Origin of the sequence: Chenggangzhangella methanolivorans, from assembly GCF_019797865.1 — a bacterium.
Taxonomy (GTDB): Bacteria; Pseudomonadota; Alphaproteobacteria; order Rhizobiales; family Methylopilaceae; genus Methylopila; species Methylopila methanolivorans.
The window spans coordinates 4,647,384-4,673,796 of record NZ_CP081869.1 but is presented as its reverse complement, the minus strand read 5'-3'; the positions used below and the strand labels follow the sequence as shown (position 1 = coordinate 4,673,796).

The 26,413-nt window shown below is 65.8% G+C and carries 27 protein-coding genes and 5 pseudogenes; 20 read left to right on the top strand and 12 right to left on the bottom strand.

Translation table 11 applies throughout. The features are described 5' to 3' along the window. Positions 1-93 precede the first annotated feature (93 nt). Positions 94-273, bottom strand: a complete 180-nt coding sequence (locus K6K41_RS24505; RefSeq protein ID WP_261402672.1) for a hypothetical protein — start codon at positions 271-273, stop codon at positions 94-96. On the opposite strand from K6K41_RS24505, the pseudogene K6K41_RS24500 reads away from it, so the two are divergent. The 7 genes and pseudogenes from K6K41_RS24500 (at position 272) to K6K41_RS24470 (ending at position 9,034) form a co-directional block, all read left to right on the top strand. Further along, a pseudogene (locus tag K6K41_RS24500) lies at positions 272-1,820 on the top strand (Na+/H+ antiporter). The gene K6K41_RS24505 and the pseudogene K6K41_RS24500 overlap by 2 nt on opposite strands. A gap of 121 nt (positions 1,821-1,941) precedes the next feature. Further along, positions 1,942-3,423: a glucose-6-phosphate dehydrogenase gene (gene zwf / locus K6K41_RS24495; RefSeq protein ID WP_261402671.1), complete on the top strand. Its 1,482-nt coding sequence runs from the start codon at positions 1,942-1,944 to the stop codon at positions 3,421-3,423. Beyond that, a complete protein-coding gene (gene pgl, locus K6K41_RS24490) occupies positions 3,420-4,127 on the top strand; it encodes a 6-phosphogluconolactonase (protein ID WP_261402670.1) in 708 nt (235 codons plus the stop codon). Before zwf ends, pgl begins: the two co-directional genes overlap by 4 nt. Positions 4,128-4,143: 16 nt before the next feature. Continuing rightward, the gene (locus tag K6K41_RS24485) at positions 4,144-4,530 is read left to right on the top strand and encodes a GFA family protein (protein ID WP_261402669.1); all 387 of its coding nucleotides are present in this window, start codon (positions 4,144-4,146) and stop codon (positions 4,528-4,530) included. Positions 4,531-4,579: 49 nt separating this feature from the next. Further along, positions 4,580-6,388, top strand: coding sequence for a phosphogluconate dehydratase (gene edd / locus K6K41_RS24480; RefSeq protein WP_261402668.1), 1,809 nt, complete (start codon positions 4,580-4,582; stop codon positions 6,386-6,388). Positions 6,389-6,568: 180 nt separating this feature from the next. Then, a pseudogene (pgi, locus tag K6K41_RS24475) lies at positions 6,569-8,210 on the top strand (glucose-6-phosphate isomerase). Next, the gene (locus tag K6K41_RS24470) at positions 8,207-9,034 is read left to right on the top strand and encodes an alpha/beta fold hydrolase (protein WP_261402667.1); all 828 of its coding nucleotides are present in this window, start codon (positions 8,207-8,209) and stop codon (positions 9,032-9,034) included. The pseudogene pgi and the gene K6K41_RS24470 overlap by 4 nt, the downstream one beginning before the upstream one ends. A gap of 184 nt (positions 9,035-9,218) precedes the next feature. Here K6K41_RS24470 and K6K41_RS24465 read toward each other — a convergent pair whose 3' ends face one another. From K6K41_RS24465 to K6K41_RS24455, 3 genes and pseudogenes are all read right to left on the bottom strand, one after another. Next, complete coding sequence (locus tag K6K41_RS24465; RefSeq protein WP_261402666.1) at positions 9,219-9,677, bottom strand: aminotransferase class III-fold pyridoxal phosphate-dependent enzyme; 459 nt, start codon at positions 9,675-9,677, stop codon at positions 9,219-9,221. Positions 9,678-9,753: 76 nt separating this feature from the next. After that, positions 9,754-10,239: pseudogene (locus tag K6K41_RS30815) on the bottom strand (aminotransferase class III-fold pyridoxal phosphate-dependent enzyme); the annotation flags it as partial. After that, complete coding sequence (locus K6K41_RS24455) at positions 10,140-11,117, bottom strand: acyl-homoserine-lactone synthase (RefSeq protein ID WP_261402664.1); 978 nt, start codon at positions 11,115-11,117, stop codon at positions 10,140-10,142. The pseudogene K6K41_RS30815 and the gene K6K41_RS24455, both read right to left, overlap by 100 nt. A gap of 470 nt (positions 11,118-11,587) precedes the next feature. Between K6K41_RS24455 and K6K41_RS30810 the strand changes: the two are divergent. Both K6K41_RS30810 and K6K41_RS24450 read left to right on the top strand, forming a co-directional pair. After that, positions 11,588-11,991: pseudogene (locus K6K41_RS30810) on the top strand (DEAD/DEAH box helicase); the annotation flags it as partial. Continuing rightward, positions 11,986-12,963 (top strand): DEAD/DEAH box helicase, encoded by a 978-nt coding sequence (locus tag K6K41_RS24450; RefSeq protein WP_428978614.1) that lies wholly within the window; start codon positions 11,986-11,988, stop codon positions 12,961-12,963. The pseudogene K6K41_RS30810 and the gene K6K41_RS24450, both read left to right, overlap by 6 nt. 54 nt (positions 12,964-13,017) lie before the next feature. Here the strand turns inward: K6K41_RS24450 and K6K41_RS24445 are convergent, their stop codons facing one another. Both K6K41_RS24445 and K6K41_RS24440 read right to left on the bottom strand, forming a co-directional pair. Then, positions 13,018-13,689, bottom strand: a complete 672-nt coding sequence (locus tag K6K41_RS24445; protein WP_261402663.1) for a hypothetical protein — start codon at positions 13,687-13,689, stop codon at positions 13,018-13,020. An 87-nt stretch (positions 13,690-13,776) separates the two neighbouring features. Further along, a complete protein-coding gene (locus K6K41_RS24440; RefSeq protein ID WP_261402662.1) occupies positions 13,777-14,622 on the bottom strand; it encodes an AAA family ATPase in 846 nt (281 codons plus the stop codon). Positions 14,623-14,750: 128 nt separating this feature from the next. Here K6K41_RS24440 and K6K41_RS24435 point away from each other — a divergent pair, with 128 nt between their 5' ends. From K6K41_RS24435 to K6K41_RS24410, 6 genes are all read left to right on the top strand, one after another. Continuing rightward, entirely contained in the window at positions 14,751-15,506 is a 756-nt protein-coding gene (locus tag K6K41_RS24435) for a competence/damage-inducible protein A (protein WP_261402661.1), read from the top strand. A 158-nt stretch (positions 15,507-15,664) separates the two neighbouring features. Next, positions 15,665-15,880, top strand: coding sequence for a hypothetical protein (locus tag K6K41_RS24430; RefSeq protein ID WP_261402660.1), 216 nt, complete (start codon positions 15,665-15,667; stop codon positions 15,878-15,880). A gap of 337 nt (positions 15,881-16,217) precedes the next feature. Then, the gene (locus K6K41_RS24425; RefSeq protein WP_261402659.1) at positions 16,218-17,036 is read left to right on the top strand and encodes a sialate O-acetylesterase; all 819 of its coding nucleotides are present in this window, start codon (positions 16,218-16,220) and stop codon (positions 17,034-17,036) included. A gap of 108 nt (positions 17,037-17,144) precedes the next feature. After that, the gene (locus K6K41_RS24420; RefSeq protein ID WP_261402658.1) at positions 17,145-17,612 is read left to right on the top strand and encodes a thermonuclease family protein; all 468 of its coding nucleotides are present in this window, start codon (positions 17,145-17,147) and stop codon (positions 17,610-17,612) included. Positions 17,613-18,246: 634 nt separating this feature from the next. Then, complete coding sequence (locus K6K41_RS24415; RefSeq protein WP_261402657.1) at positions 18,247-18,384, top strand: hypothetical protein; 138 nt, start codon at positions 18,247-18,249, stop codon at positions 18,382-18,384. Between the two features lie 497 nt (positions 18,385-18,881). Next, positions 18,882-19,040, top strand: a complete 159-nt coding sequence (locus K6K41_RS24410) for a hypothetical protein (protein ID WP_261402656.1) — start codon at positions 18,882-18,884, stop codon at positions 19,038-19,040. Between the two features lie 54 nt (positions 19,041-19,094). On the opposite strand, the pseudogene K6K41_RS24405 reads toward K6K41_RS24410, so the two are convergent. The 3 genes and pseudogenes from K6K41_RS24405 to K6K41_RS24395 all read right to left on the bottom strand — a co-directional run bounded on the left by K6K41_RS24405 (position 19,095) and on the right by K6K41_RS24395 (position 20,640). Then, positions 19,095-19,818: pseudogene (locus tag K6K41_RS24405) on the bottom strand (SOS response-associated peptidase). A 37-nt stretch (positions 19,819-19,855) separates the two neighbouring features. Next, entirely contained in the window at positions 19,856-20,428 is a 573-nt protein-coding gene (locus K6K41_RS24400) for a hypothetical protein (RefSeq protein WP_261402655.1), read from the bottom strand. After that, the gene (locus K6K41_RS24395) at positions 20,425-20,640 is read right to left on the bottom strand and encodes a hypothetical protein (protein ID WP_261402654.1); all 216 of its coding nucleotides are present in this window, start codon (positions 20,638-20,640) and stop codon (positions 20,425-20,427) included. Before K6K41_RS24395 ends, K6K41_RS24400 begins: the two co-directional genes overlap by 4 nt. Positions 20,641-20,684: 44 nt before the next feature. On the opposite strand from K6K41_RS24395, the gene K6K41_RS24390 reads away from it, so the two are divergent. From K6K41_RS24390 to K6K41_RS24375, 4 genes are all read left to right on the top strand, one after another. Beyond that, on the top strand, positions 20,685-20,879 hold the full coding sequence (locus tag K6K41_RS24390; protein ID WP_261402653.1) for a hypothetical protein: 195 nt from the start codon (positions 20,685-20,687) through the stop codon (positions 20,877-20,879). A gap of 24 nt (positions 20,880-20,903) precedes the next feature. Beyond that, positions 20,904-21,062, top strand: a complete 159-nt coding sequence (locus K6K41_RS24385; protein ID WP_261402652.1) for a hypothetical protein — start codon at positions 20,904-20,906, stop codon at positions 21,060-21,062. An 89-nt stretch (positions 21,063-21,151) separates the two neighbouring features. Continuing rightward, positions 21,152-21,913, top strand: a complete 762-nt coding sequence (locus K6K41_RS24380; protein ID WP_261402651.1) for a hypothetical protein — start codon at positions 21,152-21,154, stop codon at positions 21,911-21,913. Between the two features lie 276 nt (positions 21,914-22,189). Continuing rightward, positions 22,190-22,636, top strand: a complete 447-nt coding sequence (locus K6K41_RS24375) for a hypothetical protein (protein WP_261402650.1) — start codon at positions 22,190-22,192, stop codon at positions 22,634-22,636. A gap of 154 nt (positions 22,637-22,790) precedes the next feature. Here K6K41_RS24375 and K6K41_RS24370 read toward each other — a convergent pair whose 3' ends face one another. Both K6K41_RS24370 and K6K41_RS24365 read right to left on the bottom strand, forming a co-directional pair. Next, positions 22,791-23,078 (bottom strand): hypothetical protein, encoded by a 288-nt coding sequence (locus tag K6K41_RS24370; RefSeq protein ID WP_261402649.1) that lies wholly within the window; start codon positions 23,076-23,078, stop codon positions 22,791-22,793. Positions 23,079-24,176: 1,098 nt separating this feature from the next. Continuing rightward, complete coding sequence (locus K6K41_RS24365; protein ID WP_261402648.1) at positions 24,177-24,515, bottom strand: hypothetical protein; 339 nt, start codon at positions 24,513-24,515, stop codon at positions 24,177-24,179. A 248-nt stretch (positions 24,516-24,763) separates the two neighbouring features. Between K6K41_RS24365 and K6K41_RS24360 the strand changes: the two genes are divergently transcribed. Beyond that, a complete protein-coding gene (locus tag K6K41_RS24360; RefSeq protein ID WP_261402647.1) occupies positions 24,764-25,054 on the top strand; it encodes a hypothetical protein in 291 nt (96 codons plus the stop codon). Between the two features lie 594 nt (positions 25,055-25,648). Here K6K41_RS24360 and K6K41_RS24355 read toward each other — a convergent pair. Continuing rightward, positions 25,649-26,407, bottom strand: coding sequence for a hypothetical protein (locus tag K6K41_RS24355; protein ID WP_261402646.1), 759 nt, complete (start codon positions 26,405-26,407; stop codon positions 25,649-25,651). Positions 26,408-26,413: the final 6 nt, after the last annotated feature.

Here is a 26,413-nt window from a genome sequence, read left to right as displayed (position 1 = left end):
GTGTTGCGCTGCGGCGAACCTGTGCGCATGTCCGCCGCGCGGCAAGTCGATGGCCGAGATCGTTCGATTGCGAAAATGCATGACCGTGATCGATCACAGCTGCAGCATCGCACTCGGCTGGCGATGACGCGGACGGTCGAAGGGGCGCCCGACGAGCTTCGAGGCGGCCTCGGGCGTCGCGACTTGACGGCGCGCCGCGGAGGCCGTCGTGGATATCGGGTCTTCGGCCGGGCGTCGCGTCAGGCGAACGGCGTCGCAGGGAGCCAGGGGCATGGAGACCTTCGAGTGGATCATCGCGCTGCTGTTCGGCGCGGCGCTGCTGTCGACCCTCGCGCGGCGGCTCAATGCGCCCTACCCGACGTTCCTGGCGATCGGCGGCGCGGCGCTCGCTTTCGTCCCGAACTCGCCCGAATGGACGCTCGACCCGCATCTGGCGCTCACATTGTTCGTCGCGCCGGTGCTGGTCGACGCCGCCTATGACGCCTCGCTGCGCGACCTCCGGGACAATTGGGCGCCGGTCGCAGGCCTCGTCATCGCCGCAGTCGTGGCGACCACGGCCGCCGTCGCGGTTCTGGTGAAGCTCATCCTTCCCGACATGCCCTGGCCGGTCGCGATCGCGCTCGGGGCCGTGGTCGCGCCGCCCGACGCTGCGGCCGCGAGCGCCATCATCCGGCAGATCGGGCTGCCCCATCGCATCGTGAAGATCCTCGAGGGCGAGAGCCTGCTGAACGACGCCAGCGCGCTGCTGATCTACCGGCTCGCGATTCTCGCGGCGGCCCAGGGCGACCTCACCGTCACCACGTTCGCGCCGATCTTCGCCCTGACCGTCTTCGGCAGCGTCGTGGCCGGATACGCCTTTGCGCGGCTCACGAGCCCTTGGCCGGACCGGCGACGCGCCGACCGCGATCATCATCCAGTTCGCCACGACGTTCGGGATCTGGATCCTGGCCGAGGCGGTCGGCCTGTCGGGCATCCTCACGCTGGTGGTCTACGCCATGACGGTCGCGCGCCTGCCGCGCTCGCCGCTGCCCGCGCGGATGCGCGTGCCCGTCTTCGCGGTCTGGGAGACCGCGGTGTTCGTGCTGAACGCCTTCGCCTTCGTGTTGATCGGCCTGCAGCTGCGGCCGATCTGGGAGCGCCTCGGCGATCTCGCCTACGACTATGCGCTGGTCGCCTTCGCGGTCCTCGTCGTGGTGATCTTCGCGCGCTTCGTCTGGGTGATGGCCTTCAACAAGGCGCTGCGCGTCAGGATCGACCGGCGCGGTTTCAATCCTCCCCGGCCGATGGCGCGCCCGACGCGCGCGGGCGCGGTGGTGATCTCCTGGGCCGGAATGCGCGGCATCGTCACGCTCGCGGCCGCCTTCGCGGTGCCGGAGACGCTCCAGGACGGATCGCCCTTCCCCTATCGCGACCTCATCCTGCTCACCGCCTTCGTGGTGACGCTCGGCACGCTCACGCTGCAGGGGCTGACGCTCAAGCCGTTGATCGTGAAGCTCGGCCTGTCGGACGACGATCCCGTTGGCCGGGAAACCAGGCTCGCGCGCGCGGAAGCCTATCGCGCGGCGCTTGCGGCGATCGAGGGCGACGACAGCCTCGCGGCGAAGCTCCTGCGCAAGGAGTACGGCGCGGCGATCGAGCTCAACGCCGGCTCCGAGCGCACCGAACTCGCCGACGCCCAGAACCATGCGCTCCGCCGCAAGGCGCTGAACGCCGCCCGCGAAAAAACGATCGAGCTCCGCCGCGCCTCAGTCATCGGCGACGACGCCTTCCACCTGATCGAGGAGGAGCTCGACTGGGCGGAGCTCGCCACGGGACGGTGATCAGGCCGGACGCATGTCTCATGCGGCGCCTGCGCATTTGACAGCGGCCTGCCGCGCCCCATGATTTCGCATCCGCAAAAAGTCCTATCCCGCGGATGTTTCCAAAGGAGCGCGCCCGCCGATGTCGAGCCGCATCGTCGCCGTCGAACCGTTCGATCTCGTGGTCTTCGGGGGGACGGGCGACCTCGCTCACCGCAAGCTCTTTCCATCGCTCTATCTGCGCGACCGGGACGGCCAGATCACCGATCCGAGCCGGATCATCGGCGTGTCGCGCTCGAAGCTCGACCGGAAGGCGTTCCGGGCCGAGGTGAAGACCGCGCTCGAGACCTTCGTGTCCGCGGACCTGCTCGAGAAGAAGAAGGTCTCGAAGTTCCTCGACCGGATCGACTTCGTGATGGTGGACGCCACCGGCGACGACGGCTGGGACGACCTCAAGAAGCTCATCGCCGACGGCCTCGACCGCGTGCGCGCCTTCTATCTCGCGACCTCGCCGAACCTCTTCGACGCCATCACCCACGGCCTCGCCAAGCACGAGTTGCTGACGCCCAAAACGCGCGTGGTGCTCGAGAAGCCGCTCGGCCGCGACCTCGCCTCGGCGGTCGAGATCAATTCGGCGGTCGCCGACGTGCTGCCCGAGAGCCAGATCTACCGGATCGACCACTATCTCGGGAAAGAGACCGTCCAGAACCTGATGGCGCTGCGCTTCGCCAACGTCTTGTTCGAGCCGGTGTGGGACTCCGCCCATGTCGACCACGTCCAGATCACGGTCGCGGAGAAAGTCGGCGTCGAGGGCCGCGGCGGCTATTACGACACGTCGGGCGCGCTGCGCGACATGATCCAGAACCACATGCTGCAGCTCCTCTGCCTCGTGGCCATGGAGCCGCCTTCGGCCATGGAGGCCGACGCGCTGCGCGACGAAAAGCTGAAGGTTCTTCGCGCGCTCAAGCCCATCGACGAGACCAACGTCCGTCAGTTCACGGTGCGCGGCCAGTACCGGGCGGGCGCGATCGACGGCAAGTCGGTGCCCGGCTACATCGACGAGCTTCCCGACCAGTCGTCGAGCCCGACCGAGACCTTCGTGGCGCTGAAGGCCGAGGTCGCGACATGGCGCTGGGCGGGCGTGCCGTTCTATCTGCGCACCGGCAAGCGCCTGCCCTCCCGCGTCTCCGAGATCGTCATCCAGTTCCGCGACGTGCCGCTGTCGATCTTCGGGGCGGCCGGCGGCTTCCTCGCGCCGAACCGCCTCGTCATCCGCCTTCAGCCGGACGAGGGCGTGAAGCTCTACCTGATGATCAAGGATCCGGGCCCCGGCGGAATGCGGTTCCGCGAGGTGCCGCTGAACCTCTCCTTCGCCGACACATTCAAGGGCCCGAACCCGGACGCCTATGAGCGCCTGCTGATGGACGTCATCCGCGGCAGCCAGGCGCTGTTCATGCGCCGCGACGAGGTCGAGGCGGCGTGGACCTGGGCCGACCCGATCCTCGAGGCGTGGTCGAGGCTCGGCCGCGTGCCCGACCCCTACACCGCCGGCACCTGGGGTCCCTCCACCGCGGTGGCGCTGATAGAGCGCGACGGCCGGACCTGGCATGAGGACGTCTCTTGAGCGCGCTCGCCGTCAATCTCCGAACGTTCCCCGACCGCGAGACGCTCGCGCAGGCGCTCGCCGACGAGGTCGCGGAGGCGCTTCGCGGCGCGATCGCCGACGGCGGCGGCGCGACGCTCGCGGTCTCGGGCGGCTCGACCCCGAAACTCTTCTTCCATGCGCTCTCGAAGGCCGAGCTCGACTGGGAGTCGGTGACGGTCACGCTCGTCGACGAGCGCTGGGTTCCGGATACGGAGGAGCGATCGAACGCGCGGCTCGTTCAGGAGCACCTGCTGCTCAACGAGGCGGCCCGCGCCGTTTTCGCGCCGCTCTACAACGGCGCTTCGGCGCCGGAAGGCGCGCTGCCGGAGGTCCAGGAGGCGATCTCGGGGCTCTCCGGCCCGCTCACCGTCGCGATCCTCGGCATGGGCGACGACGGCCACACCGCCTCGTTCTTCCCCAGCGGCGACCGGCTCGAAGATGCGATCGACCCCACGGGCAAGGCGCTTGTGATGTCGATGCGGGCGACCGCCGCCATCGAACCGCGCATCACTCTGACGCTTCCCGTGCTGCTCGCCGCCAAAAAGCTCGTGCTGCATGTCGAGGGCGAGAAGAAAAAGGACGTGCTCGACGAGGCGCTGTCGTCCGACGACGCGGCTAAGATGCCGATCCGGGCCGTGATCGCGAACGCCCGCGAGCCGCTCGAGACTGTGTGGGCGCCATGACGAAGGCTGCGGGCTGATGTCGCGCGAAGGCGGCTGCCTCTGCGGAGGCGTGACCTACCGGATCTCCGGCGACCTCAAGGCCCCGCTCGCCTGCCACTGCTCGCAATGCGCCCGCACGAGCGGCAATTACGCGGCGATGGCTGCCTGCCGGACCGACGAGCTGACGATCGCGGACGACGGGACGCTCTCCTGGTTCCAGTCCTCGCCGGAGGTCCGGCGCGGTTTCCGCGCGCGCTGCGGCGGCAACCTGTTCTGGCGGCAGGACCCAGGCGATGAGACCTATGTCACGGTCGGCACGCTGACGCCGCCGACTGGCCTGCGTCTTGCTGAGCACATATTCGTCGCGTCACGTTCCGACTTCTACGACATCGCCGACGGCCTTCCGCAAAAGCCGCAGTGGTGACCGACGACTGGCCGTCCTGACGGCCAGCTTTCCAGGAAAGGGCTTCATCATGAGCCTCGACGCCCGCATCGCAAACGTGACGAACGCGATCGTCGAGCGGTCGCGGAGCGGCCGCGCGCGCTATCTCGACGGCATCGCCAAGGCGGCCGCCGACGGCCCTTATCGCGCCGCGCTCTCCTGCGGCAACCTCGCCCACGGCTTCGCGGGCTGCGGCGGCCACGACAAGGCGCTGCTCAAGGGCCAGGCGGTCCCGAACATCGGCATCATCACCGCCTATAACGACATGCTCTCGGCTCATCAGCCCTATGAGGGTTATCCGGAGATCATCCGGCAGGCGGCGCGCGAGGCGGGCGCGGTGGCGCAGGTCGCGGGCGGCGTGCCGGCGATGTGCGACGGCGTCACGCAAGGCCGGCTCGGCATGGAGCTCAGCCTGTTCTCGCGCGACGTGATCGCGATGGCGGCGGCGATCGGGCTCAGCCACGACATGTTCGACGCCGCGCTTTACCTCGGCATCTGCGACAAGATCGTGCCCGGCCTCGTGATCGGCGCGCTAGCCTTCGGCCATCTGCCGGCGGTGTTCGTGCCGGCCGGCCCGATGCCGTCGGGCATCTCCAACGACGAGAAAGCGCGGGTGCGCGGCCTCTACGCCGAAGGCAAGGTCGGGCGCGCCGAGCTGCTGGAGTCCGAAAGCGCGAGCTACCATTCGCCCGGCACCTGCACGTTCTACGGCACCGCGAACTCCAACCAGATGCTGATGGAGATCATGGGCCTGCACCTGCCCGGCTCCAGCTTCGTGCCGCCCAACACGCCCCTGCGCGAGGCGCTCACGCGCGCGGCCGTCAGCCAGGCGCTCGCGATCACACGCTCGAGCAACGGCTACGCGCCGATCGGCCATGTGCTCGACGAGAAGGCCTTCGTGAACGGGATCGTGGGCCTCAACGCCACGGGCGGATCGACCAACCACGCCATCCATCTCGTCGCGATGGCTAAGGCGGCTGGAATCACCATCACCTGGGACGACTTCGATCAGCTCTCGGCCGCCACCCCCCTGCTCTGCCGCATCTATCCGAACGGCTCGGCGGACGTGAACCACTTCCACGCCGCCGGCGGGATGGCGTTCCTGATCCGCGAACTGCGCGGCCGCGGGCTGCTGCACGACGACGTGCTGACTGTGATGGGCTCCGGTCTCTCGGAGTACGAGAAGGAGCCGACGCTGGTCGGCGACGAGATCGTCTGGAGGCCGATCGAGGAGGCGTCCGGCGACGAAAGCGTGCTGCGGCCGATCGCGAGGCCCTTCCAGGAAGACGGCGGCCTCAGGCTGCTGGACGGCAATTTGGGCCGCGCGGTCATCAAGGTGTCGGCGGTCGACCGCGAGCGCTGGGTGATCGAGGCGCCGGCGCGGGTGTTCTCCAACCAGGACGACCTCGAGGCCGCCTTCCGCGCCGGAGAGCTGAACCGCGACGTGGTGGTGGTGGTGCGTTTCCAGGGCCCGAAAGCGAACGGCATGCCGGAGCTTCACCGGCTGACCCCCTCGCTCGCGGTGGTGCAGAAGCGCGGCCACAAGGTCGCGCTCGTCACCGACGGGCGCATGTCGGGCGCCTCCGGAAAGGTGCCGGCCGCGATCCATGTGACGCCCGAGGCCTGCGACGGCGGCCCGATCGGCCGCATACAGGACGGCGACGTCGTGCGCGTCGACGCCGAGGCCGGGACGCTTCAGGTGATGGTCGCGCCCGAGGAGCTCGCCTCGCGCGAACAGGCCGTGGAGGAGACCGAGCCGCAGTTCGGCATGGGCCGGAACCTCTTCGCAGGCTTCCGCGCGCTGGTCGGCTCCGCCGAGCACGGCGCGAGCGCGATCTGATCGTTCAACCGACCGAAGAGAGCGACGCGATCGCGTCGTTCCCCGGCTTGTCCGTAGACCCCGCCCCGGCTCACAGACCGCCGCGCCGCGGAGATCTGGATGCCCCGGACAAGCCGGGGCATGACGAAGCGCACTAAGATCCTATTTTGCCCGACGCCTGCTTTTCCGGAGACGTGAGCGATGCCCTCTCGCCGCGACGAGATCTTTGAGAGCCTCAGCGCGCATTGGCGCGAGATCGCCGATACGCCGGCCCGAAAGCTGTTCGCCGACGATCCGGAGCGGTTTCAGACGTTCTCGGTGACGCTCGACGACCTGCTGTTCGACTACTCGAAGACCCGCGTCACCAAGGAGACCGTCGCGCTGCTCTCGGAGCTCGCCCGCGCCTGCGGGGTGGAGGCGAGGCGCGACGCCATGTTCGCGGGCGAGAAGATCAACTCGACCGAAGAGCGCGCCGTCCTCCACACGGCGCTCCGCGCGCCTGCGGGCGCAAAGATCCTCGTCGACGGCAAGGACGTCATGCCGGAGGTTCTGGCCGAACGGGAGAAGGCGGCGGAGTTCGCGGAGGCCGTCCGCTCGGGCGAATTGAAAGGCGCGACCGGCGAACGCTTCACCGACGTCGTCAACATCGGCATCGGCGGCTCGGACCTTGGGCCGGCCATGGCCGCGATCGCGCTGAGCCCCTACGCGCAAAAGGGCCTCAAGGGGCACTTCGTCTCGAACGTCGACGGCGCGCACATCCACGACGTGCTCGCCGGCCTCGACCCGGCCCGCACGCTCGTTCTGGTGGCCTCAAAGACCTTCACGACGATGGAGACCATGGCGAACGCCCGCGCGGCCCGGAGCTGGCTGGTCGACGCGCTCGGCGAGGACGCCGTCGCGGCCCATTTCGCCGCCATCTCGACCAACGCCGAAGCCGTCGCCGCCTTCGGCATGGACAACCGCCGCATGTTCCAGTTCTGGGACTGGGTCGGCGGGCGCTATTCGCTCTGGTCGGTGATCGGGCTCTCGGTCGAGATCCTGATCGGCGCGGAAAACTTCCAGGCCTTCCTCGACGGCGCGCATGAGATCGACGCGCATTTTCGCGAGGCGCCGATCGACAGGAACATTCCCGTGCTGATGGGCCTCATCGGCGTGTGGCACCGCAACGTCTGCGGCTACGCCACCCACGCCGTGCCCTTACGACCAGCGCCTCGCGCGCTTCCCGGCCTATCTCCAGCAGCTCGACATGGAGTCGAACGGCAAGTCGGTGACGCTCGCCGGCGAGCCCGTGACGCTCGCGACCGGCCCGATGGTCTGGGGCGAGCCCGGCACTAACGGTCAGCACGCCTTCTACCAGCTGATGCATCAGGGCACGAACGTGATTCCGGCCGACATCCTCATGGCCGCGACGCCGCATGAGACGGTCGGCGACCAGCACGCGATGCTGCTCGCCAACGCCCTCGCCCAGGGCGAAGCCTTCATGCGCGGGCGCACCACGGCTGAGGCGGCCGAGATCCTGACCAAGGCCGGCAAATCCGCCGACGACGCCGCGACGCTCGCGCCCCACAAGACCTTTCCGGGCTCGCGCCCGACCTGCGCCATCGCCTATCGCATCCTCGATCCGAGGACGCTGGGGCGTCTCATCGCGCTCTACGAGCACAAGGTGTTCGTGCAAGGGACGATCTGGGCGATCAACTCATTCGACCAGTGGGGCGTCGAGCTCGGCAAGGAGCTCGCCAACCGCCTGATCCCGGTGGTGAAGGGCGAGGCCGGCGCGGACGGCCTCGACGGCTCGACCAAGGGGCTTGTGGAGCATCTGGCGAAGCTCCGGGCCGCCGAGTGAGTTCCGACCGCGCGGTCGAGCTCGCTTCGGGCCGCCTCGCCTTCCGGGCTGTCGAGGGCACGGGCATGCCCGTCCTCCTGCTCCACGGCAACTCGTCGTCCTCCGGAGCCTACGGGCGGCTCATCCCGCTGCTCGCCCAAGCGGGCCTCCCGGTCATCGCGCCGGACTTTCCGGGACATGGCGCGTCCGACGACGCGACCGAACCTGAGCGGACCTACAGCTTTCCGGGCTACGCCGCGGCGATCTGCGGGCTGCTCGACGCGATCGGGATCGAACGAGCGATCGCGATCGGCTGGTCTCTCGGGGGCCATGTCGCCATGGAGCTGCTCGCGACTGAGCCCCGCATCGCCGCGGCGCTCGTCACCGGCGCGCCGCCGATCCGACCATCGCTTGAGGCGCTCCAGAGCGCGTTCGCGGCCACGCCCGTCATGGGTCTGGCGGGCAAGGAGCAGTTTTCCGAGGCCGACGCCCGCGCCTATGCGGCCGCGATGCTCGACGGCGAAGAGCACCTTACGCCTCAGTCGGTCGAGACGGCGATTCGGACAGACGGCCGCGCCCGGCGGCTGATGATCGAAAACGGCGTCGCCGGACAGGGCGCGGACGAGACCGCCCTGCTCCGCTCCGGCCCGACGCGGCTCGCCATCGTCCAGGGCGACGCCGACGTGTTCCTGTCGATGGACTATCTCAAAGCCTTACCGGCCGACCACCTGTGGCGCGGCGCCATCCAGTGGCTAGGAGGGCTCGGGCACGCCCCGCACTGGAGTGCGCCCGAGCGTTTCGCGGCCCTCGCGCTCGCCTTCATCGACGAGATGCGGGCGGATTGAGCTTCAGCGCAAAGCGCCATCCTCGGCTTGAAGGGCGCGCGAACCCCAAGCCGTCGTCCCGGGCTTGTCCTGGGACCCAAGAACACAGACGCCGAAACATTCGCCTCGGCGGCGTTCATGGATCCCGGCGCTACGGCCGGGATGACGGCCGCCTAACCCGCGGCCCCCTCTGAGAGCGTGACCGTCAAGCCACCAGCCCGACCTCCTCGCCGGCCGTCAGCACGTCCGCGACCGCGGCCGCGATCCGGCCGAGGCCGTCGGCGAGCGTCGCCGGATCGATGGTGAGCGCCGGAAAGAGCTTCAGCACCTCGTCGTTCGGGCCCGCGGTCTCGATCATGACGCCGAGTTCGAAGGCCCGCCGCGCGACGGCGTCCGCCATGCCGGGCTCGGCGAAGGCGACGCCCGACATCATGCCGAGCCCGCGCGCCGAGAGGCCCCGTCCGGGCCAGCGCGCGAGCAGGCGCCGGGTCCAGTCCGCGATCTCCTCCGCGCGGCGCGCCGCGGCGTCCTCCACCAGCCCCTCCTCCCAGAGCGCGAGCGCCTCGGTCGCGGCCACAAAGGCGAGCGCGTTGCCGCGAAAGGTGCCGTTGTGCTCGCCCGGAGCCCAGAGATCGATGCCGGGACGGACAAGCGCGATCGCCATCGGCAGGCCGATTCCGCTGAGATTTGGCGAGACACACGATGTCCGGCTCGATCCCCGCCCGCTCGAAGCTGAAGAAGCGACCCGTGCGACCGCAACCCGCCTGCACGTCGTCGACGATCAGCAGCGCGCCGAGCCGCTTCGCGACCTCCGCCAGGGCGCGCAGCCAGCGCGTCGAGGCGACGTTGAGCCCGCCCTCGCCCTGAACCGTCTCGACGATGAAGGCCGCAGGCGGCTCGAGGCCGCCGGAGGGGTCCGCGACCTGTCGCTCGTAGCGCAGCAGATCTTCGGCGCTCGCGCCCTGATAGCCTTCGAACGGCAGCCGATGGACGCCATGCAGCAGCGCCCGGCTCGCCGCCCGCACGCCCCGTCCGCCGCTCATCGCAAGCGCGCCGAGCGTCACGCCGTGGAACGCGTTCGAGAACGCGACCACGGTCGTACGCCCGGTGACCTTGCGCGCGAGCTTCAGCGCCGCCTCGACCGCGTTGGTCCCCGTGGGCCCGGTGAACTGGATGCGGTGGTCGAGCCCGCGCGGCGCCAGCACGACGCGCTCGAAGGCGCGCATGAAATCGCGTGCGGGCGCGTACGAGGTCGAGCGCGGGCGAGCAGGCCGTCGCCCTCGAGATGATCCGCCACCGCCCGCTTCAGCCGCGGATGATTGTGCCCGTAGTTGAGCGCGCCGCAGGCCGAAAGGAAATCGATGATCCTGCGGCCGTCCTCGGCGACGATTTCGCTGCCGCGCGCGCTGGCGAAGCTCGCGGGAAAGCGAGGCCCGTAATAACGGACGCTCGACTCCAGTTCTTGGTCCGCCCTCACGCCGCGGACCTCTCGGCCATGTCTTCGTCGCCGAACAGATTCAGCACCCGGCCCGTCACGCCGAGCTTTTCGAGATGGGCCGTCGGCCGGATGAAGCGCGTCGGAACGAGGAACGCCCTCGACCTCGCCCTCGACCTCCGCCGCCGCGCCAAGCCAGCGGATGCCTTCCTGCGGGATGTAGTGCTCGACGAGATGGGCTCGCGCGACGCCGACCATCGCCGAAATCCCGTTGAGTTCGAAGAACTCCGCGACTCCGCAGAGCAGCTCCGGGAGAATGACGCGGCGCTCGCGCGGGATCGCGGCCTTGTCGACGCAGACGCGGGTGATCTCCCAGATCTTCGGCGAGACCGGCGGCGCGCCCTCCGCCACCATCTCGGGCCAGAACGTCTGCATCATGTAGGGGCGCGTCGTCGGCAGCAGCCGGATGAGCCCGCGGGCCTCGCCGCCGCCGTCGCGCCAGACGAGATAGACGGCGGCCGGCGTGTCGAACCGGTCGTACTCCATGCCGTCGAAAGTGGCGTGCGGCAGCGCCCTGCGCTCCACGAACACCCTGTGTCGCAAACGGGCCTGCGCGGCGAGCCCATCCTTCGCCAGATGCGCGGCGCGCCAGGAAAACGCTTCGATCATTCCATCACCTCATGGTTGTGAGGAGATGGTTAATGCAACTTTAAGATTTGCGCACAACTGGGAGCACGCCTAGGTGGCGGGCGCCCCGCGCCCGTTGGGAAACGATCCCGAAATCGCGGCGAAGCTTGACTTTCTCGGGGTTCGCCCGCACATCTTACGCATCGCTTGCGAGCGACCACCCGCGCTGCGGCCGCGTGACGCCTGACCTTCAGGACCTGCCGAGCGCCTACGAACCATCATCGACAGCCCAGATCACGCGGGGCGCGTCTTAACGCACCCGCTGTAGCCGCGCGCCCGCATGGACGCTTGCGCGGCCCTATGGCTGTATCCGGAAGACCTGAAACTTGACCAATTTCACCGATCTCGGCCTCTCGGCGCCCGTCCTCAAGGCGCTCTCCGAGCATGGCTACGAGACCCCCACTCCCATCCAGGCACAGGCGATCCCCGCCGTGCTCGCCGGCCGCGACCTGATGGGCATCGCCCAGACCGGCACCGGCAAGACGGCGGCCTTCGCGCTGCCGATCATCGAGCGCATGCTCAAGAACCCGCGCCAGCCCGTGCGCCGCGGCTGCCGCGCGCTGGTGCTGTCGCCGACCCGCGAGCTCGCGAGCCAGATCGCGGAGAGCTTCAAGGCGTACTCGGCGCATCTCAACTTCACGATCGCGGTCGTGTTCGGCGGCGTCGCCGCCGGCCCGCAGGTCCGCAAGCTCGCCAACGGCGTCGACATCCTCGTCGCGACCCGGGGCGCCTGCTCGACCATGTCGACGGCAAGATGCTGCGCCTCGACCAGGTCGAGCATTTCGTGCTCGACGAGGCCGACCAGATGCTCGACCTCGGCTTCATCCATTCGATCCGCCGTGTCGTGCCGATGCTGCCGCATCGCCGCCAGACCCTGTTCTTCTCGGCCACCATGCCGAAGACGATCAAGGACCTCGCCGACACCATGCTGACCGACCCGGCCATGGTGGCGGTGACGCCTGTGGCCAAGACCGCCGACCGCGTCGAGCAGTCGGTCGTGTTCGTCGAGCAGGCCGGCAAGCGCGTCGTGCTGGCCGAGATCCTCAAGGGCCCGGACATGGACCGCGCGCTCGTCTTCACCCGCACCAAGCACGGCGCCGACAAGGTCGTGCGCCAGCTCGAGCAGGACGGCGTCAACGCCGCCGCGATCCACGGCAACAAGAGCCAGCCGCAGCGCGAGCGCGCGCTCGGCTCGTTCCGCACCGGCCACATCAAGGTGCTGGTCGCGACCGACATCGCGGCGCGCGGCATCGACGTCGACGGCGTCAGCCACGTCGTGAACCACGACGTGCCGAACGTGCCGGAATCCTATGTCCACCGCATCGGCCGCACGGCCCGCGCGGGCGCGGCCGGCATCGCGGTGTCGCTGGTGGCGAACGATGAGCGCGCCTATCTCCGCGACATCGAGCGCCTCATCAAGCAGTCGATCCCGGCGACCGACCGCCGCTCCGAGGCCGGCAAGGCCGAGCCGGAGGGCGCAGGCGCGGCCTCGACCAAGAGCCAGCAGAACCGCGGCGGCAATCGCGGCGGCGGGCGCCCTCAGGGCCACGGCGGCGGCGAGCAGCGCCAGGGCGGCCGTCCGCAGCGCCACGGCGGCGGCGAACGCCGTCACGGCGGCCAGCCCCAGGGCGAGCAGGCCCAGGGCGAACGCCGGTCCCACGGCCATGGCGGCCGCCCGCAGCCGCAGGGCGGCGAGCGCCCCGCCGCGCGCGGCGACGGCGAGCTGAAGACCGCCTCCTTCATGCAGAAGCCCCGCCGCGGCGGCCGGCCGGGCGGAAACCGCCCGCGCCCGCAGGGGCAGCGTCGCGAAGGCGGCGAGCGCAGCTGAACCTGAGATCCGGATCAGGCGCGGCGGGGAGTTTCCCACGCCGCGCCGTCCGTCTCAGTCGATCAGCACCTTCACGCGGTCGCGGATCTGCACGCCTTGCAGATATGCGAAGGCCTGCGTGAACAGCATCTTCTGGTAGACGACGATCTGCCCGAAGCAGAGCGCCTTGTCCTTGAGGCCGCATTTCTCGGCGACGTCGCCGATCTCGTCGGTGACCGGATCGACGAGCGCGTTGAAGACGCGATTTCCGGCTTTGCGTTTCCTGAACGCCGCCGCGTCATACACGTAGCCGACCAGCTGACCGTTGTTCGCGTAGCCGAAGCTCATGGCCTCGTCGATCACCAGCACTTTGCCGGCGAGCCGGTCCTTCATGAGCATGTAGCGGCTCGCCGACATTCGAAACCGCGCGTCCACGAGGCGACCGCCGTCCGCCAAGTAAGGCTTCTGCGCTTCGATCGCGAGAACCGGCGCGTCCGCCGCCCCGAGCGCGCGGGCCGCAGGCGCCAGCACGCCGTTGAACGTCGTCATGACCCCCGACAGCAGCTCCTGGCCCGCGATCCTGGCCTGACAGTCGGTCTTGTCCTTCGGCCATGACGCCGACGGCTGCGCCGCCATGCGCGCCCGCCAGAAAGGAGTGACGGCGCCGTCGAAGAGATGGCCGCAGAACGCAGAAAGAGACAAGGCGCTCTCCGTCGCCTTGTCCGCGGCTTTCCCGAGTTCGGTCAATTGGCCTCTCGCCGCCGCGCCATTATGGAGCGCAGGTCGACGCCGCGCTACAGCCGACGCGGGTGATCAATCGCTGAAATCAAGGGCTTAGCGCCCGCCGCGGCGCGCCATGAAGGCGAGACGCTCGAACAGCTGGACGTCCTGCTCGTTCTTGAGCAACGCCCCGTGCATCGGTGGGATCGCCTTGCGGGAATCGCGCTCGCGCAGCGTCTCGGGCGAGATGTCCTCGACCAGCAGCAGCTTCAGCCAGTCGAGCAGTTCGCTGGTCGAGGGCTTCTTGCGGACGCCCGGAACCTCGCGAACCTCGTAGAACAGTTGCAGCGCCTCCTCGAGCAGGCGCTTCTTCAGTCCCGGGAAATGCGCCTCGACGATGCGCGCCATCGTGTCCGGGTCGGGGAAGCGGATGAAGTGGAAGAAGCACCGGCGCAGAAAGGCGTCCGGCAGCTCCTTCTCGTTGTTCGAGGTGATGATGACGACCGGACGCTCCCGCGCGCGGATCGTCTCGCCGGTCTCGTGCACGAAGAACTCCATCCGGTCGAGCTCGCGCAGGAGATCGTTGGGAAACTCGATGTCGGCCTTGTCGATCTCGTCGATCAGCAGCACCGGGCGCTGCGGCGCTTCGAACGCGGTCCAGAGCGGGCCCTTGCGGATATAATTTGAGATGTCCGACACGCGCGGATCGCCGAGCTGGCCGTCCCGGAGCCGCGCCACGGCGTCGTATTCGTAAAGCCCGTGAACCGCTTTGGTGGTCGACTTCACGTGCCATTCGAGCAGCGGCGCGCCCATGGAGGCCGCGACCTCGGCCGCAAGCGCCGTCTTGCCGGTTCCCGGCTCTCCCTTGACCAGCAAAGGCTTTTCGAGCGTCGACGCGGCGTCGACCGCGATCTTGAGGTCGTCGGTCGCGATGTAGCCGCTCGTTCCCTGAAACCGCATCCTGTCCCTTTCGGCTCGCCGTCCGATCTCGTCTATCGCGCGGGCGGCCCGATCGCCAAGCGGCGCGCCGCTTGCTCGCCGCGCGTCTTCCGATAGCCTGCCCGATCCGTCGAGCCTCCGAGCGTTCCATGTCCGATCAGCCCGCCCCCGTCACCGCCGCCATCGTCGTGATCGGGGATGAAATCCTCTCGGGCCGCACGCGGGACACCAACTCCAACCACATCGCTCTGGCGCTCGGCGCGATCGGCGTCGACCTCATGGAGGTGCGCGTGGTCTCGGACGACCAGCCCGCGATCGTCGAGGCGGTGAACGCGCTCCGGGCGCGCAACACCTACGTGTTCACCACCGGCGGAATCGGCCCGACGCATGACGACAAGACCGCCGACGCGATCGGAGCGGCGTTCGGCGTCGCCGTCGACCACGACCCGCGCGCCGTCGCGATGCTGCGCGAGCGATTCCCGAACCCGGCCGATCTCAACGAAGGCCGCCTGCGAATGGCCCGCATTCCCTTCGGCGCCGACCTCATCGCCAACAGCGTCTCGAAGGCGCCGGGCTTCCGGCTCGAGAACGTCTTCGTCATGGCGGGCGTGCCCTCGATCATGCGGGCGATGCTCGACGTGGTGATCCCTGAGCTCAAGACCGGCGTCCCCGTCGCGAGCGCGACGTTGCGCGCCGACGCCAAGGAAGGCGACATCGCGATGGCGCTGGGCGAGGTCCAGAAGGCCCATCCCTCTGTCTCGATCGGCAGCTATCCGTTCACCGACGGAGACCGCTTCAACACCAATCTCGTGTTGCGATCGCGAGACGAGCGGGCGCTGGCGAACGCCAAGGCCGCGGTCGAAGCCATGCTGTCAGATATGCGCTCCGGCGCCGCCGCCGGCTGAGCCGCGGAACGACTCCTTACAATTTTACGAATCTACGGTTGTGGAGACATGCGATGCACGCATGGCTCATCTTAGACTTTAGCACATTGTGCGCTGCGGCATCGGGATTACCTTCAGTCACACGAGGCGACCGCCTCACAACTGATTGGAGACTGAAAGTGGCACGCAATCTGTCCCTCGCCATCGGCCGGCCCGCTTCGCCGTCCCTTGGCGTCCGCGAGATGGTCGGCGGGGTCCTCGAGACCATCGCCCTGATCGCCGCCGCGGGCCGGGTCGGCGCGGCCGTCGAGGCGCGCCAGTCGCCCTCGCAGGACGACCTCAAGACGACCGGTCTGGAGAGTCTCAACGCTCTCCGCGGCCCCTTCCGGTTCTGACGACCGGCCCGGCGGCTCCGCTTTCGAGCCGCCGCTCCGGCTGAGGCCGGGCGCGCTCGGCTGACCTCGCCGGACAATTTATCCGCCGCGCCGCCCCCGCGCGGCATACTGGAAAAGGCGCGTCCCAAGGGCGCGCCTTTTCTTTTTGTGCGCCGCACAATGGAAAGGCCCCGGCGCGCGAGTCGTGGTCAGGCGCCGCCGGAAAAATCGACCGCGCCCGGCACCGGACGCTTGGTCGCATTTATATGTCTATCGATTTTGTAGAATTTAGCGCCCATCGGAACCGCTGGTCGGGTCCGTCGCCTGTCTTCGTTCAATCACCGGCGCGAGGCACTCCATGATTGCGACCGGGCGCGCCGTTCTGCGCGCCGCTTTGCTCGGCATTGTCGCCTGTGCGACGACGCCGTCTATCGCCGCCGAAACGCGGCTGTTCGTGATCGCGGGACAGTCGAACGCCGTAGCGGCCGGCGGCGTCCTCGACATGGCTCCCGACCTCGACGCCGGCGCGACCCTACCCAATGTCAAAATCTGGAAGAACGACGCCGCCGAACCGTCGTTCGTCATCATGAGACTTGGGCAGAACACCGTCCAATATCCGGCGCTGCAGCACCAGCACGTCAATTTCGGACCGGAATGGGGAATGGCCGAGCGCTACGTCGAGACCTTCGAGGGCGACGGCGCCAGGTTCTTCAAATTCGCCCGCGGCAAGACCAGCCTCCTGAACCCGGATCATTGGTCTCCCGACGGCCCGTCGACCAATCTCTACGGCCAGATGCGCGCCCATCTCCGGACCATCGCGGCCGAAGGCCATGTCGCGAGTTGTTTCGTGTGGGTACAGGGCGAAGCCGACCGCGCGAAGGACGGGGATCTCTACGAAGCCGCCTTCCGCCGCCTGATCGCGGGCGTCGAGACTGCGCTCGGACAAACCGAGATGACGATCGTTTGGCCGCGCCTGTCGCAGAGGCGCGACAATACGGAGACCGCGCGCGTCGCGACCGAGAACTTCCGCGCGATGCAGACCCGCATCGCTGGCGATCCGGCGCTCCGCGTGCGTCTCGTCGACGTCGACGATCTTGCGAAGCGCGACAACGTGCATTTCGACGCGACGAGCGTGCGCACGCTCGGGCGTCGCGTGATGAAGCGCTGTCTGGAATGAGCGTGCCAGTGCGCGGGCCTGCGCCGTCTTGCGGCGCGCCGCGTTTTCGGCGATGCCCGGTGCTGCGCGGACGTGGCGAAACCGGTAGACGCACGAGACTTAAAATCTTTGTCGGCATCTAGAAAATCAACGTTTTCGCCGTCTCACCGACTTCGGTTTCGGGCTGGTTTTGGGAAAAGTCTCACGCTCGCCGCCGCGCTCCTCGCCTCCCCCGCTTTCGCCGCCGACCTCTATGTCGTCGACGGCGACACGATCTATCTCGGCCGCGAGAAAATCCGCGTGACGTCCGAGACCGGGCCGATCGACGCGCCCGAGATTCACGCAGACGGCTTCGCTCCGGCCAAATGCGCGCGCGAGATCGAGCGCGCCAAGGCGGCGCGCCGGCGGGTCGTGGAGTTGATGGCGTCGGGAGATTGGTCGATCGACCGGCTCGGCGGCCGCGACAGCCACAACCGCTCGCTCGCGGTCGTCTATGTCGAGGGCGAGGATCTCGCGGCGATCCTCGTGCGCGAGGGCCACGCGCGGCCATGGCCGCGGCCGTTCAAGAAGAACAAGCCGGATTGGTGCGCGCCTTAGCCGGCCGGGTCTGCCCGTCTTGACCGATCCCGATGCCTCAGCCACGATTCGTTGGCGGCGGGGCGACGAGAAGGGAAGAAAATGCCAATAACCGTAGAATGCCAACGCTTAAGCGTGAGCCGCCATACCCTCGCCGGCTTCGCGTTCGAGGAGGCGGCTCTGCCCGGGACCTTCGAGCTTCCGGATTATATCTCAACTGAGCGCGGAGATCGGTGGATCTGGCGCGGAGACGCTTTTTACGTCGACTTCGTCGGTCCATCGATCGCCGGCCATCAGCGTGTCAGATTCTCCGAAAAAGTGCCGTCCGGGTTCGGTCCGCTGGACTACTAGCGCTCTGGGGAGCGGAAAGCACGGGAGGCAATGATGTGCCGACCTGAAGTTCTTGTTATACGATGTTATCGCACTGAATATGGTGACTGCGACGTCCTGGATGTCGTCGCTACTCCCGAATCTCTCCATCTAGCGAAAGAAAATGCGAAAGCGCGGTTGCTTTCTTTTGCTCAAGACAGGAGCAGGGTTAACAGAAAAAATAAACCGCATACGGCAGATTTGGTTGGCGAAGACGAGCGTATTGTTGCAAGATTTCAAGCACGCTTCTCCTCATCTGAACAAATTGCGGTTGTGGAGGTGACCGATGCCGATCGGACCTAAAGGCGAGAAGCGCCCCACCAACGTGATCGGCAACGCCATCAAGATCATTCGGATCGCCACTGGCGAGGAAGACGAGACGGTTCTCTATCCCCGACGCGACCGGCTGTGGGAACGACGCTAACGACCGACAGCCCGGTCTCCAGCGATTAGATTTTGACGCGGTGAGCGCTATCGGCCCGTCCCGGCCATCGACGGCGTGACCGACAGTTGGCGCTCCAGGAGGCCGCTTCCAACGAGCCTCTATAAGCTGCCGGGAGGCCGCGTCGATCACCTTCTAGAATCCCCCGCTACCCCGTAAACGACGGCCCATGGAAACGCCCCAGCCTACCCCGCCCGCTGAAACGGCCGTTCACGTCGATCATCGCTGCGAGCATCCAGGCTGCACCGCATGGGGCTCGTTCGGACGGCCGGGCCAGACCGGACAGACCGTCTGGAAATGTCGGGCGCACGATCCCGTCTATGGGGTCCTGGAAGTCGCCGCGTCCCAAATCAGGACGACAAGTTACTGACCAATCGATCATTTTAAGCAAATTTTGTTGACAAACCGGCGCCCGGATACCGGCCGTCATCACGGATGGAACGCTCCTCGACCCGCAATAAAGCGGGCAGGAGAAAGTTATGGAAGAAGAAGCCCGAAGGTGGTCGCTTGCTGTCGTGGATGGCGAGATCGTGCTCGAAATCTACGATCCCGGCCTGGTTCAGGTGAAGATCCTGCTGAAGCCCGACGAGGCGAGCGCAATGGGCGCGTCGCTCGTCTACATGAGCCAGCCTGACTAGTCTGCGCGCCCGGCCGCGACCCGGTCGGGCGATGCATCCGGCAGGCATCCCGGGCTATGCCGCTTGTTCGACGCCGTCCTTCTTCACACCTCGAGCCACGATCACCAGCGCATCATTTGCCAGCGGCCGCTGAAGCGCCCTCGCCTCCTCCCAGGGCGCTCGCATCCAGAGGTCGATCTCCTCCTCAGTGGTCAGGATGACCGGCATCGCCTTCGGGTGGATCGGCGCGACAACCGCGTTCGGTTCGGTCGTCAGGAACCCATAGAGCTCCATTTCAGCTTCCCAGCCGTTCTTGATCTTCCTGACGCTAGACCAGGTCGTCCAAAGCCCGGCGAAGACGCAGAGGGGCCGCTCCTCCGACAGGGCGAACCAGACGTCGCCGCCGGCGTCGCGGTTGAACTCGCTGAAGCTCGTCATGGCACGACGCAGCGGTGCTCGACGCCGAGCGCATCCAGTGCTTCGACGCGACGTTGCGGATGTTCGTGGTCCCGCTGTCCGGCTCCATTTTCAGCAGCTCGTCGAAGTCGACATCCTTGCCCTTGGCCCGGAGCTTGTCGGCGCGCTTCGACGCGGCGTCGAACAACGCCTTCTGGCTCGACGGCATGCCCCAGCGCGCGAGCGCGAGCTCGCGACCATCGGCGCCGTTCCGAACGATCGGAGCGGCGTAGTCCGGAAAGATGCCCGGCATCGGCGGCAGGTTGCCGGTTCGGTCGACCATCGCGCGGGTGAGCTCGCGGATTGCGGCCTGACCCTTGGTGAGCGAGTAGAGGTTGCACATGCGCCCTACTCTGCCCTGCCGCCGATTGGCTGTCTCGCTACTTCCACCGGCGCGTCCGGCCCTTCGGAAGCCCCTCTCGGAGCTTCGCATATTCGGCGTTAACGGCTGCTGCGTCGTGCGGCGCTCGCGTGAGCTCTGGGTAGGCCTTGATCAAGCTAGAGCCCTGCCGAAGAATAATCTGCTCGCCTTCGTCCAGCTCGACCTCTCGGATGGCGACCTCGAAGGCCCCTCGAGCAATCTCCGTATGAACCGCAGCAGCGAGCCGGCGCCTGATGCTGCCGTTCGCGCCGAAATGGTCGACGGTCGCCTTGAGCCCCGCATTGCGATCCATCGACGGTGCGGCCGCGACCTGTACCGCGAGCCCTCCCCCCGCCGGCGGGTCGAACATCACGGTGACCTTCAGCGAGCCGCAGGCCGGACACATCATGCGTTCGCCGAGGCGCGCCAGCGGGAAGTTGCGGCCGCGCGTCCAAACCAGAGACGGCAGGTCGAGTTCCTTCGCCTCCTGGCATTCGCGGATCGACTTCAGGCCTGCACGGTTGCCGAACGCGCAGCGCACGCGGACGCGCCAGCCAGATCGCAGAGCGTCGCCGAGGGTCTCGATCGTCACCGCACCGGCCGGGCCGGCTGCCGCCCTCGCTCAAAGCCGAGCGAGACGCGCGACCTTAAGGCGACGAGGGCCACTTCACGCTCGCCGATCTCGACGAGCAGTGCCCGCACCGCCTGGCGCTCGCCGCCGGCCCTGAGAATCGCCTCGTCGACGGCCGCCTCGTCGGCCGCTAGTCTCTCATCTTCGAAGGGGTTCTCGGCCGCTTCACCCATGTTCGCCGCTCCGTTTGAGCCCCATCGATTCCATGAGAACGAAAATGGAACAAGCGGGAAATCGGGGCGCCTCGCCGCCGCCTTACGAGCCGAAGGACTGGCTGCTGCGCGGAGCCGAGAAGATCGACGCAGCGCTCTCCCGCCCAGCCTGGCGCGCAGTTCTTGGCGCAGCTGTGATCGCGCTCTGCGCGCTCTACTGGCTCGCTCCGGTCGCGCTGCTGGCCTCATGGCTGAGGTAAGCGCCATGGAACCGGGCGAGCTCGTTGCCCCTCGAACATCTGGAGCCCGGCGATGAGACCGTTCGGCATTACGCCGGAAAGGTGCGCGAGATGCTCACCGGCGCGCGGCCGGTGCCGTTTCTCGTGTCGGCCCGGTCGACCCTCATGGTCGCATTGATCGAGCGGCACGAGATGACGCTTTAGGCAAAAATTCTGTTAGAGCCGGCGTGAGATAGCGATTTTCTGCAACTCTTACGCTATTCAGCGTGCGGTATTCCTGTCGGGGCAATCGCATGCGCATTCGCAGTCTCATGAGCGTTCGGAATTTGATGTCAGCGCTCGCTGTCGCCGTGCTTGGCGCAGCCGCCATCCCCCAACCAGTAGCGGCGAAGAAGAGCGTTGCCCTCACCGCCTTTATTGCGCAATCGCCGAAGAGCGGTTGGGGCGTCTACGTCAGCGACGGCACGTCGGCCGGCACCAGTGAGCTGATCGCTGGCTCTAAGGAAATGCTGAGGCTTAGCGCCTATCCGGTCGGTGACAAATCTCTTTTGCTTGTGACAAACGACGCTCTCCGCGTCAGCGATCAAACAGGCCTTTACGTTCTGACGCGATCCGGAAAACTTCAGAAGCTGAATCATCCTCTTATTGAAAATCTTACAGAAGCAAGGGCTTTCGCGCCGGTACGCGGACGTCTTTACGTCGTGAACAACGGAAAGCTTATTTCGACCGACGGGACGCAAAAGGGCACGCGAGAAATTTCGGCTGCGCCATTTTACAGTGTTACGAGTGTCTTCGAGTTCAACGGCCGCACGTCTTTCATCAGCAGCCTGATGAACACGACGGAAGCCTTTCAAATCATCGACGAGGCCACGGCGTCGTCGAGCGTTTTGTTCTTAATGCCGCGACAGGGCGGCAGGGGCTCCTACTCCGAACCGCCGACGCTTTTTGGCGACAAGCTCATTCTTACCCGGCGCACAGACGCGTCAGGTTACGAGCCTTGGGTGTCGGACGGCACCGCTGAAGGGACAGATCCTCAAAGATATTGGCTTTCGTGAAGAAGGCGGCAACCCCGGTGGCTACGTGGTGTTTGGCGATAAGGTCGGCTTTCGGGCCACAAGAGGCCAGGTTGCTCAGCTTTGGATCTCCGACGGCGCATCAAACGGAACTCGACAGCTGATTGATGCCTCTGGCGCGCTCGTCAATGTTCAAGGGGCATTGGCCGCCTATGGCGGTCGCCTCTATTCCGCCGAGACTTTGTCCACTATTCCGACATCTGGTCGACGGACGGCACCCCGAGCGGGACCCAGGCCTTGGTCGCCCCGTCTACCCGGTTGACCTATCACTACATTCCCGGCAACCCAGATCTTGCGATCGTCGGCGACCGCCTGATTTTTCAGAGCGAAACCGCCCCTTATGACGAGCGCGGCAAGAAATACGTCAAGGTCACGCTGAACGCCACCAATCTGAAGAATGGTAAGACAACGACGGCCTCGTTCGATCTTAAGGACGGTTGTTTTGATAATTACCAGGGCGCTCCGACCTATATCGGTATCTACGCATCCGAGATGCTCCCAATCGGCGACGGCCTCATTCTTCGGATGAGCGACCGTTGGGGCCAGTACAAGACGGCCGAGCCCTGCGAGGTCTCAGGCTCCATCATTCCGAACTATGAGCCTTGGTTCTTCACGCCCAAGGACCAGACGCTAACGCAGCTTTTAGACATTGCCCCAGGCGCCACCAGGGGATCATTTCCGAACAGCTTTCAGCGCATTCGCTGAGACCCACCAAAGACCGTGACAAGCACAACCCGGCGGCGTGCGCTTCGCCGCCGGCGCGCGAGCCTGAAACGCAAAGCGCCCCGACCGGCCGAGGCCGAGGCGGAGCGCTTTGCGGTCGTCTTCTATTCTGAAATTTCCTTCGCCGCCTTCTTCATCAGGCGGGTGACGAGCTTACAGGCCAGCTTCCGTCCGTCTTTCGAAAGCGTTTGTATTGCGCTCGGGTGGCGGCGATGATGTCTGCGTCGGCTTCGCTTGGCTTGTCGAAGTTGAGGCCGACAGAGAGCGCTACCACCCGAATGACGTCCGTATAGATCTTATCGGGATCGCATTGATCCGCGATCGCGAGCGCCCGCACGGCGCTGTCATGAGGGATGTCGATGTTGGTGGTGGTCGCTTGCGCGTGGATAAGGCCGGCCGCGACGACGAGCTTTGCTACGATCATGAGATGCCCCTACGGTTGCAGAGGTAAATTCATCTCACTCGCACTGGTGACGTCGAGTTCGTGAAACTACGGACAGGAGCGCGCAGCCCCTGCGATTGAACGCAGCGCGATATCGCCGGCAGCGCCTCGGCGGCAACCATCAGCTTGAAAGTCAGTGGTAAGCGTTTGATACTTGGGCCGTCCGTTCAACGGTCGGCCCACTTCATTTCATCTTGGAGGCATTTTCAGCAAGGACGTGCATCGCACACTTCGGCCCGGTCGCTTGGGGATGCGCTCAAGGTCGAACGCGCTTGTGCTTAACGGTCATGATCTAGGTTTGCGATCCCGTACGCGCCTACACCGGATTATGCTTCGTACAACCGATTAATTCTCGTTAGGCGGGCGGCGGAGCATCTAGTGGTTTCCAAAGCGATAGTTATAAACGGCGCTAAAACGTCCGAATTACAGATGCAAGAATATCCGGGTACGATGTGGGAATACACGCACGAGACGCCGGCGTATCAATCAGTAATGCAACATTTGATAACGTTTATAAGCCGTTCGATATTCGAACTTCTGATGAGGTGAATATTGAAGGCACGCGAATAAATCAGGATCCGAACGCCCTAGTGGAAGGGGCGGCTTCAAGTCGCACTCAAGTTTGGTTGGACTGGCCGCAAGGGACCCCGAGTCCAGGCCCAATGTCCGATGCGGATCAATTTTCCCCTCTCGTAATTACGACGTTTCAAGTCCCCGGTTCTGGAACCGAGATAACGAGGAAACCTGCCAAAACCCGCGGTGTAGGTATCCGCACGCAAAAGTGGCTGACGGCCTCTATGATACTTCACTCGAAATTGTCAGAGAGCTATCTAGGGAAACGACAACAAGAGCCAATCTGCGTGAGATTAATGCGGAAAGCTTGGCCTTTTTAAGGGGCGAAACAACTCCGCAGAGTTACATAGAAAATGTATCTAAGACAAACTCCAAAATTGGCAGCTTGCTTCGTAATGGCTTCAAGATAGCGCTGACTTCGCTTACCGCCTTAGCCTCAGTCGCCCGCAATCGGGTCGTATAAACTTGATCTCGAAATGGCGGAAATTCAGCGACGGCAAGACCAATTTACGATGCAGCAAGCCCAACAAAATCCCAACCAAAAATCAGAAAACTATTAGAAGATATTCTCAAAGGCTTGAGCAAAGCCGCTTTGAGAGTGAATTTGTCAAAAAGTCCAAAGTACATAGAGATAAAAACGCAGACGGTAATCCACAAGAAGTTGGTGGCGACAAAAAAGCGACTGTTAAAAACAAGGCTGAACGCAAGCCTAAGGCGAGAGACATTCGACGCAAAGAAGCGAAGAAGCGCCGCCAAGCTCTTAACCCGGTTCCACGGTAAAACAGCCACCGACCTATCGAACTCGCTATTTTTGAGCAGGGCCCGCTCGTTGTAGAGCACGAGCACGCTTTCGCCGATAGGCTGCGTTGCGACCCCGGCTGGTTCACAGCACTCTAAGAGCCCCTTGCTCCAATCGGTTCCAAACCAGATTGGCGGCGCCCTTGAACTCCCGGCTGCTCCGCATGGGGCTCGTTCGGACGCCCGGGCCAGGCGACCGGACAGACGGTCTGGAAATGCCGGGCGCATGATCCGGTCTATGGCGGGCTGGTCGCGGGGTAGCTGGCGAGCCTGCCTCGAGGCGCTATCCTCGCGCCATGCCGACGCGCTTTGTCTGGACCCGCACCTGGCCGAACGACAAGAACCGGGTCGAGGACGGCCACGTCCCGGCGCGCCTTCTCGACACCGAATGCGACGTCCTTCGCGTATTCCAGATTATCGGCGGCCCGCAGAACGGGCTCTGGTACTGGGTGAGCGCGCGGCTTAAGCCAGCCGGCGATGACGGCAAGCGCTGGCCGTCGAACCACGATGGGTTCTGCGCGACCAAGGAAGAGGCCCAGGCCGCCGCTGAGCATGCCTATTTGGATTGGCCGGGAAGCGAGGGGTAAGGTCCGGGGGGTCTTTCGGGATGCCCGGCGCCCTTCCCCGAAGCGTCGGGCTACTCGCAGTTGGAACTCTTCCGCTGCTCGTGCGTCTAGCTAATGCGGTGGCGCGGCCCAGTGAACACCGCTTAGTGGAGAACCCGGCGCGAAGCCCCAAAGCGCCGGGTTTTCTTTTGCCTGGCTGCACCGAATTAGAAGAGCTGCCATCGCATCATGCGTTTGTCGCCATGCCACAAGCTCACGGTGAAGCGTAACGAGCCTGCCTCGCGCGTCAGTCGTATCGAAGCCTCGGTAATCAAGCCTGTAAATCGTCTCCATTAGCGATGACATTGCGTCGAGCGTTATCGCGATCTTCTCGACCAGAAACTCAAGATGATCGACTGAACCGGACGCCATGAAAACGCTCCCGAATGCCGCTTCAGTTGCACGTAGTGCGAGTTACCTGACAGGCAATTGACGGCCTTAGGTTCGTGGTAAATGTTTTGTTCAGTTACATTGCGCGCAAAAGGTCTAGAACATTTCGGAATGTTCACGGACGTGCGATCCGATTGTGGATCTGCTTTTTGCGACCTATGTGCTTCGAAAAAGGGACAAGGCGGCTCATCGCAAATGCTCAGCGACCCGGATTTGAACCGCGCTTCGGGGTGAGGGGCTCGCTCTTAGGATGAACGGAGCCCGGGAAGCCGGGAAGCCTCTCCAAGTCTGATTTGGGGCGAAAGGGCCGCTCGGACCCCGATCCCTCGCCTCCAGCCAGTTGATGATGCGCTGGGACTGCTCGCGCAGCACCTTGATGTCGCCCGACATGTCGGCCTGTGCCGACTTCGCGTCGTCGAACCGCTTGTTGTAGATGTCGAATGCTCGGTCCATCCTGGCGTTGATGGCCGACTGGCCCTCCTCGAGCCGCGCAATGCGGTACTCGCTGCCGCCGCCCTTCGACTTCAGCTCGCCGATGTCGTCTTTCATGATCTGGAGCTGCCCGGCGATCCCCTCGCGATATTTGACCCGATCTTCCTTGTACTGAAAGTTCTGCGCCTCGAGCGCCGCCACGCGGTTCTTCAGGTCGTTACGCTCGCTCTCGCTCGCCCGCTTCGCCTCGTCGAAATCGCTGCGGAGCTTTTCGACCTTGGCGACCTTCGCCGTAACGTCCCAGACCCAAAAGCCGCCGGCAGACACAAGGCTCAGCAGCACGAGCGCCGTCGCCGGGGTGATGTTCCAGTCCTTGAACAGCGAGTAGCGCTGGCCGTTGCCATTGCCGTTTGCGGGCGTCTTGTCCGTCGACATGCGAAGCTTTGCAAGCTTCGCCGCGATGTCGTCGGTGAGCTTGTCGACGCCCTCGGGCGTGGTCAGGCGATCGGGCATGCGCGT

Excerpts from the sequence above, each read along its gene's own strand:
- K6K41_RS24505 (WP_261402672.1), bottom strand. The coding sequence starts at position 273 with ATGCCCCTGGCTCCCTGCGACGCCGTTCGCCTGACGCGACGCCCGGCC.
- zwf (WP_261402671.1), top strand. The coding sequence starts at position 1,942 with ATGTCGAGCCGCATCGTCGCCGTCGAACCGTTCGATCTCGTGGTCTTC.
- K6K41_RS24485 (WP_261402669.1), top strand. The coding sequence starts at position 4,144 with ATGTCGCGCGAAGGCGGCTGCCTCTGCGGAGGCGTGACCTACCGGATC.
- edd (WP_261402668.1), top strand. The coding sequence starts at position 4,580 with ATGAGCCTCGACGCCCGCATCGCAAACGTGACGAACGCGATCGTCGAG.
- K6K41_RS24465 (WP_261402666.1), bottom strand. The coding sequence starts at position 9,677 with ATGGCGATCGCGCTTGTCCGTCCCGGCATCGATCTCTGGGCTCCGGGC.
- K6K41_RS24455 (WP_261402664.1), bottom strand. The coding sequence starts at position 11,117 with ATGATCGAAGCGTTTTCCTGGCGCGCCGCGCATCTGGCGAAGGATGGG.
- K6K41_RS24450 (WP_428978614.1), top strand. The coding sequence starts at position 11,986 with ATGCTGCCGCATCGCCGCCAGACCCTGTTCTTCTCGGCCACCATGCCG.
- K6K41_RS24440 (WP_261402662.1), bottom strand. The coding sequence starts at position 14,622 with ATGCGGTTTCAGGGAACGAGCGGCTACATCGCGACCGACGACCTCAAG.
- K6K41_RS24435 (WP_261402661.1), top strand. The coding sequence starts at position 14,751 with ATGTCCGATCAGCCCGCCCCCGTCACCGCCGCCATCGTCGTGATCGGG.
- K6K41_RS24425 (WP_261402659.1), top strand. The coding sequence starts at position 16,218 with ATGATTGCGACCGGGCGCGCCGTTCTGCGCGCCGCTTTGCTCGGCATT.
- K6K41_RS24415 (WP_261402657.1), top strand. The coding sequence starts at position 18,247 with ATGCCGATCGGACCTAAAGGCGAGAAGCGCCCCACCAACGTGATCGGC.
- K6K41_RS24410 (WP_261402656.1), top strand. The coding sequence starts at position 18,882 with ATGGAAGAAGAAGCCCGAAGGTGGTCGCTTGCTGTCGTGGATGGCGAG.
- K6K41_RS24395 (WP_261402654.1), bottom strand. The coding sequence starts at position 20,640 with ATGGGTGAAGCGGCCGAGAACCCCTTCGAAGATGAGAGACTAGCGGCC.
- K6K41_RS24390 (WP_261402653.1), top strand. The coding sequence starts at position 20,685 with ATGGAACAAGCGGGAAATCGGGGCGCCTCGCCGCCGCCTTACGAGCCG.
- K6K41_RS24380 (WP_261402651.1), top strand. The coding sequence starts at position 21,152 with ATGCGCATTCGCAGTCTCATGAGCGTTCGGAATTTGATGTCAGCGCTC.
- K6K41_RS24370 (WP_261402649.1), bottom strand. The coding sequence starts at position 23,078 with ATGATCGTAGCAAAGCTCGTCGTCGCGGCCGGCCTTATCCACGCGCAA.
- K6K41_RS24360 (WP_261402647.1), top strand. The coding sequence starts at position 24,764 with ATGCCGACGCGCTTTGTCTGGACCCGCACCTGGCCGAACGACAAGAAC.
- K6K41_RS24355 (WP_261402646.1), bottom strand. The coding sequence starts at position 26,407 with ATGCCCGATCGCCTGACCACGCCCGAGGGCGTCGACAAGCTCACCGAC.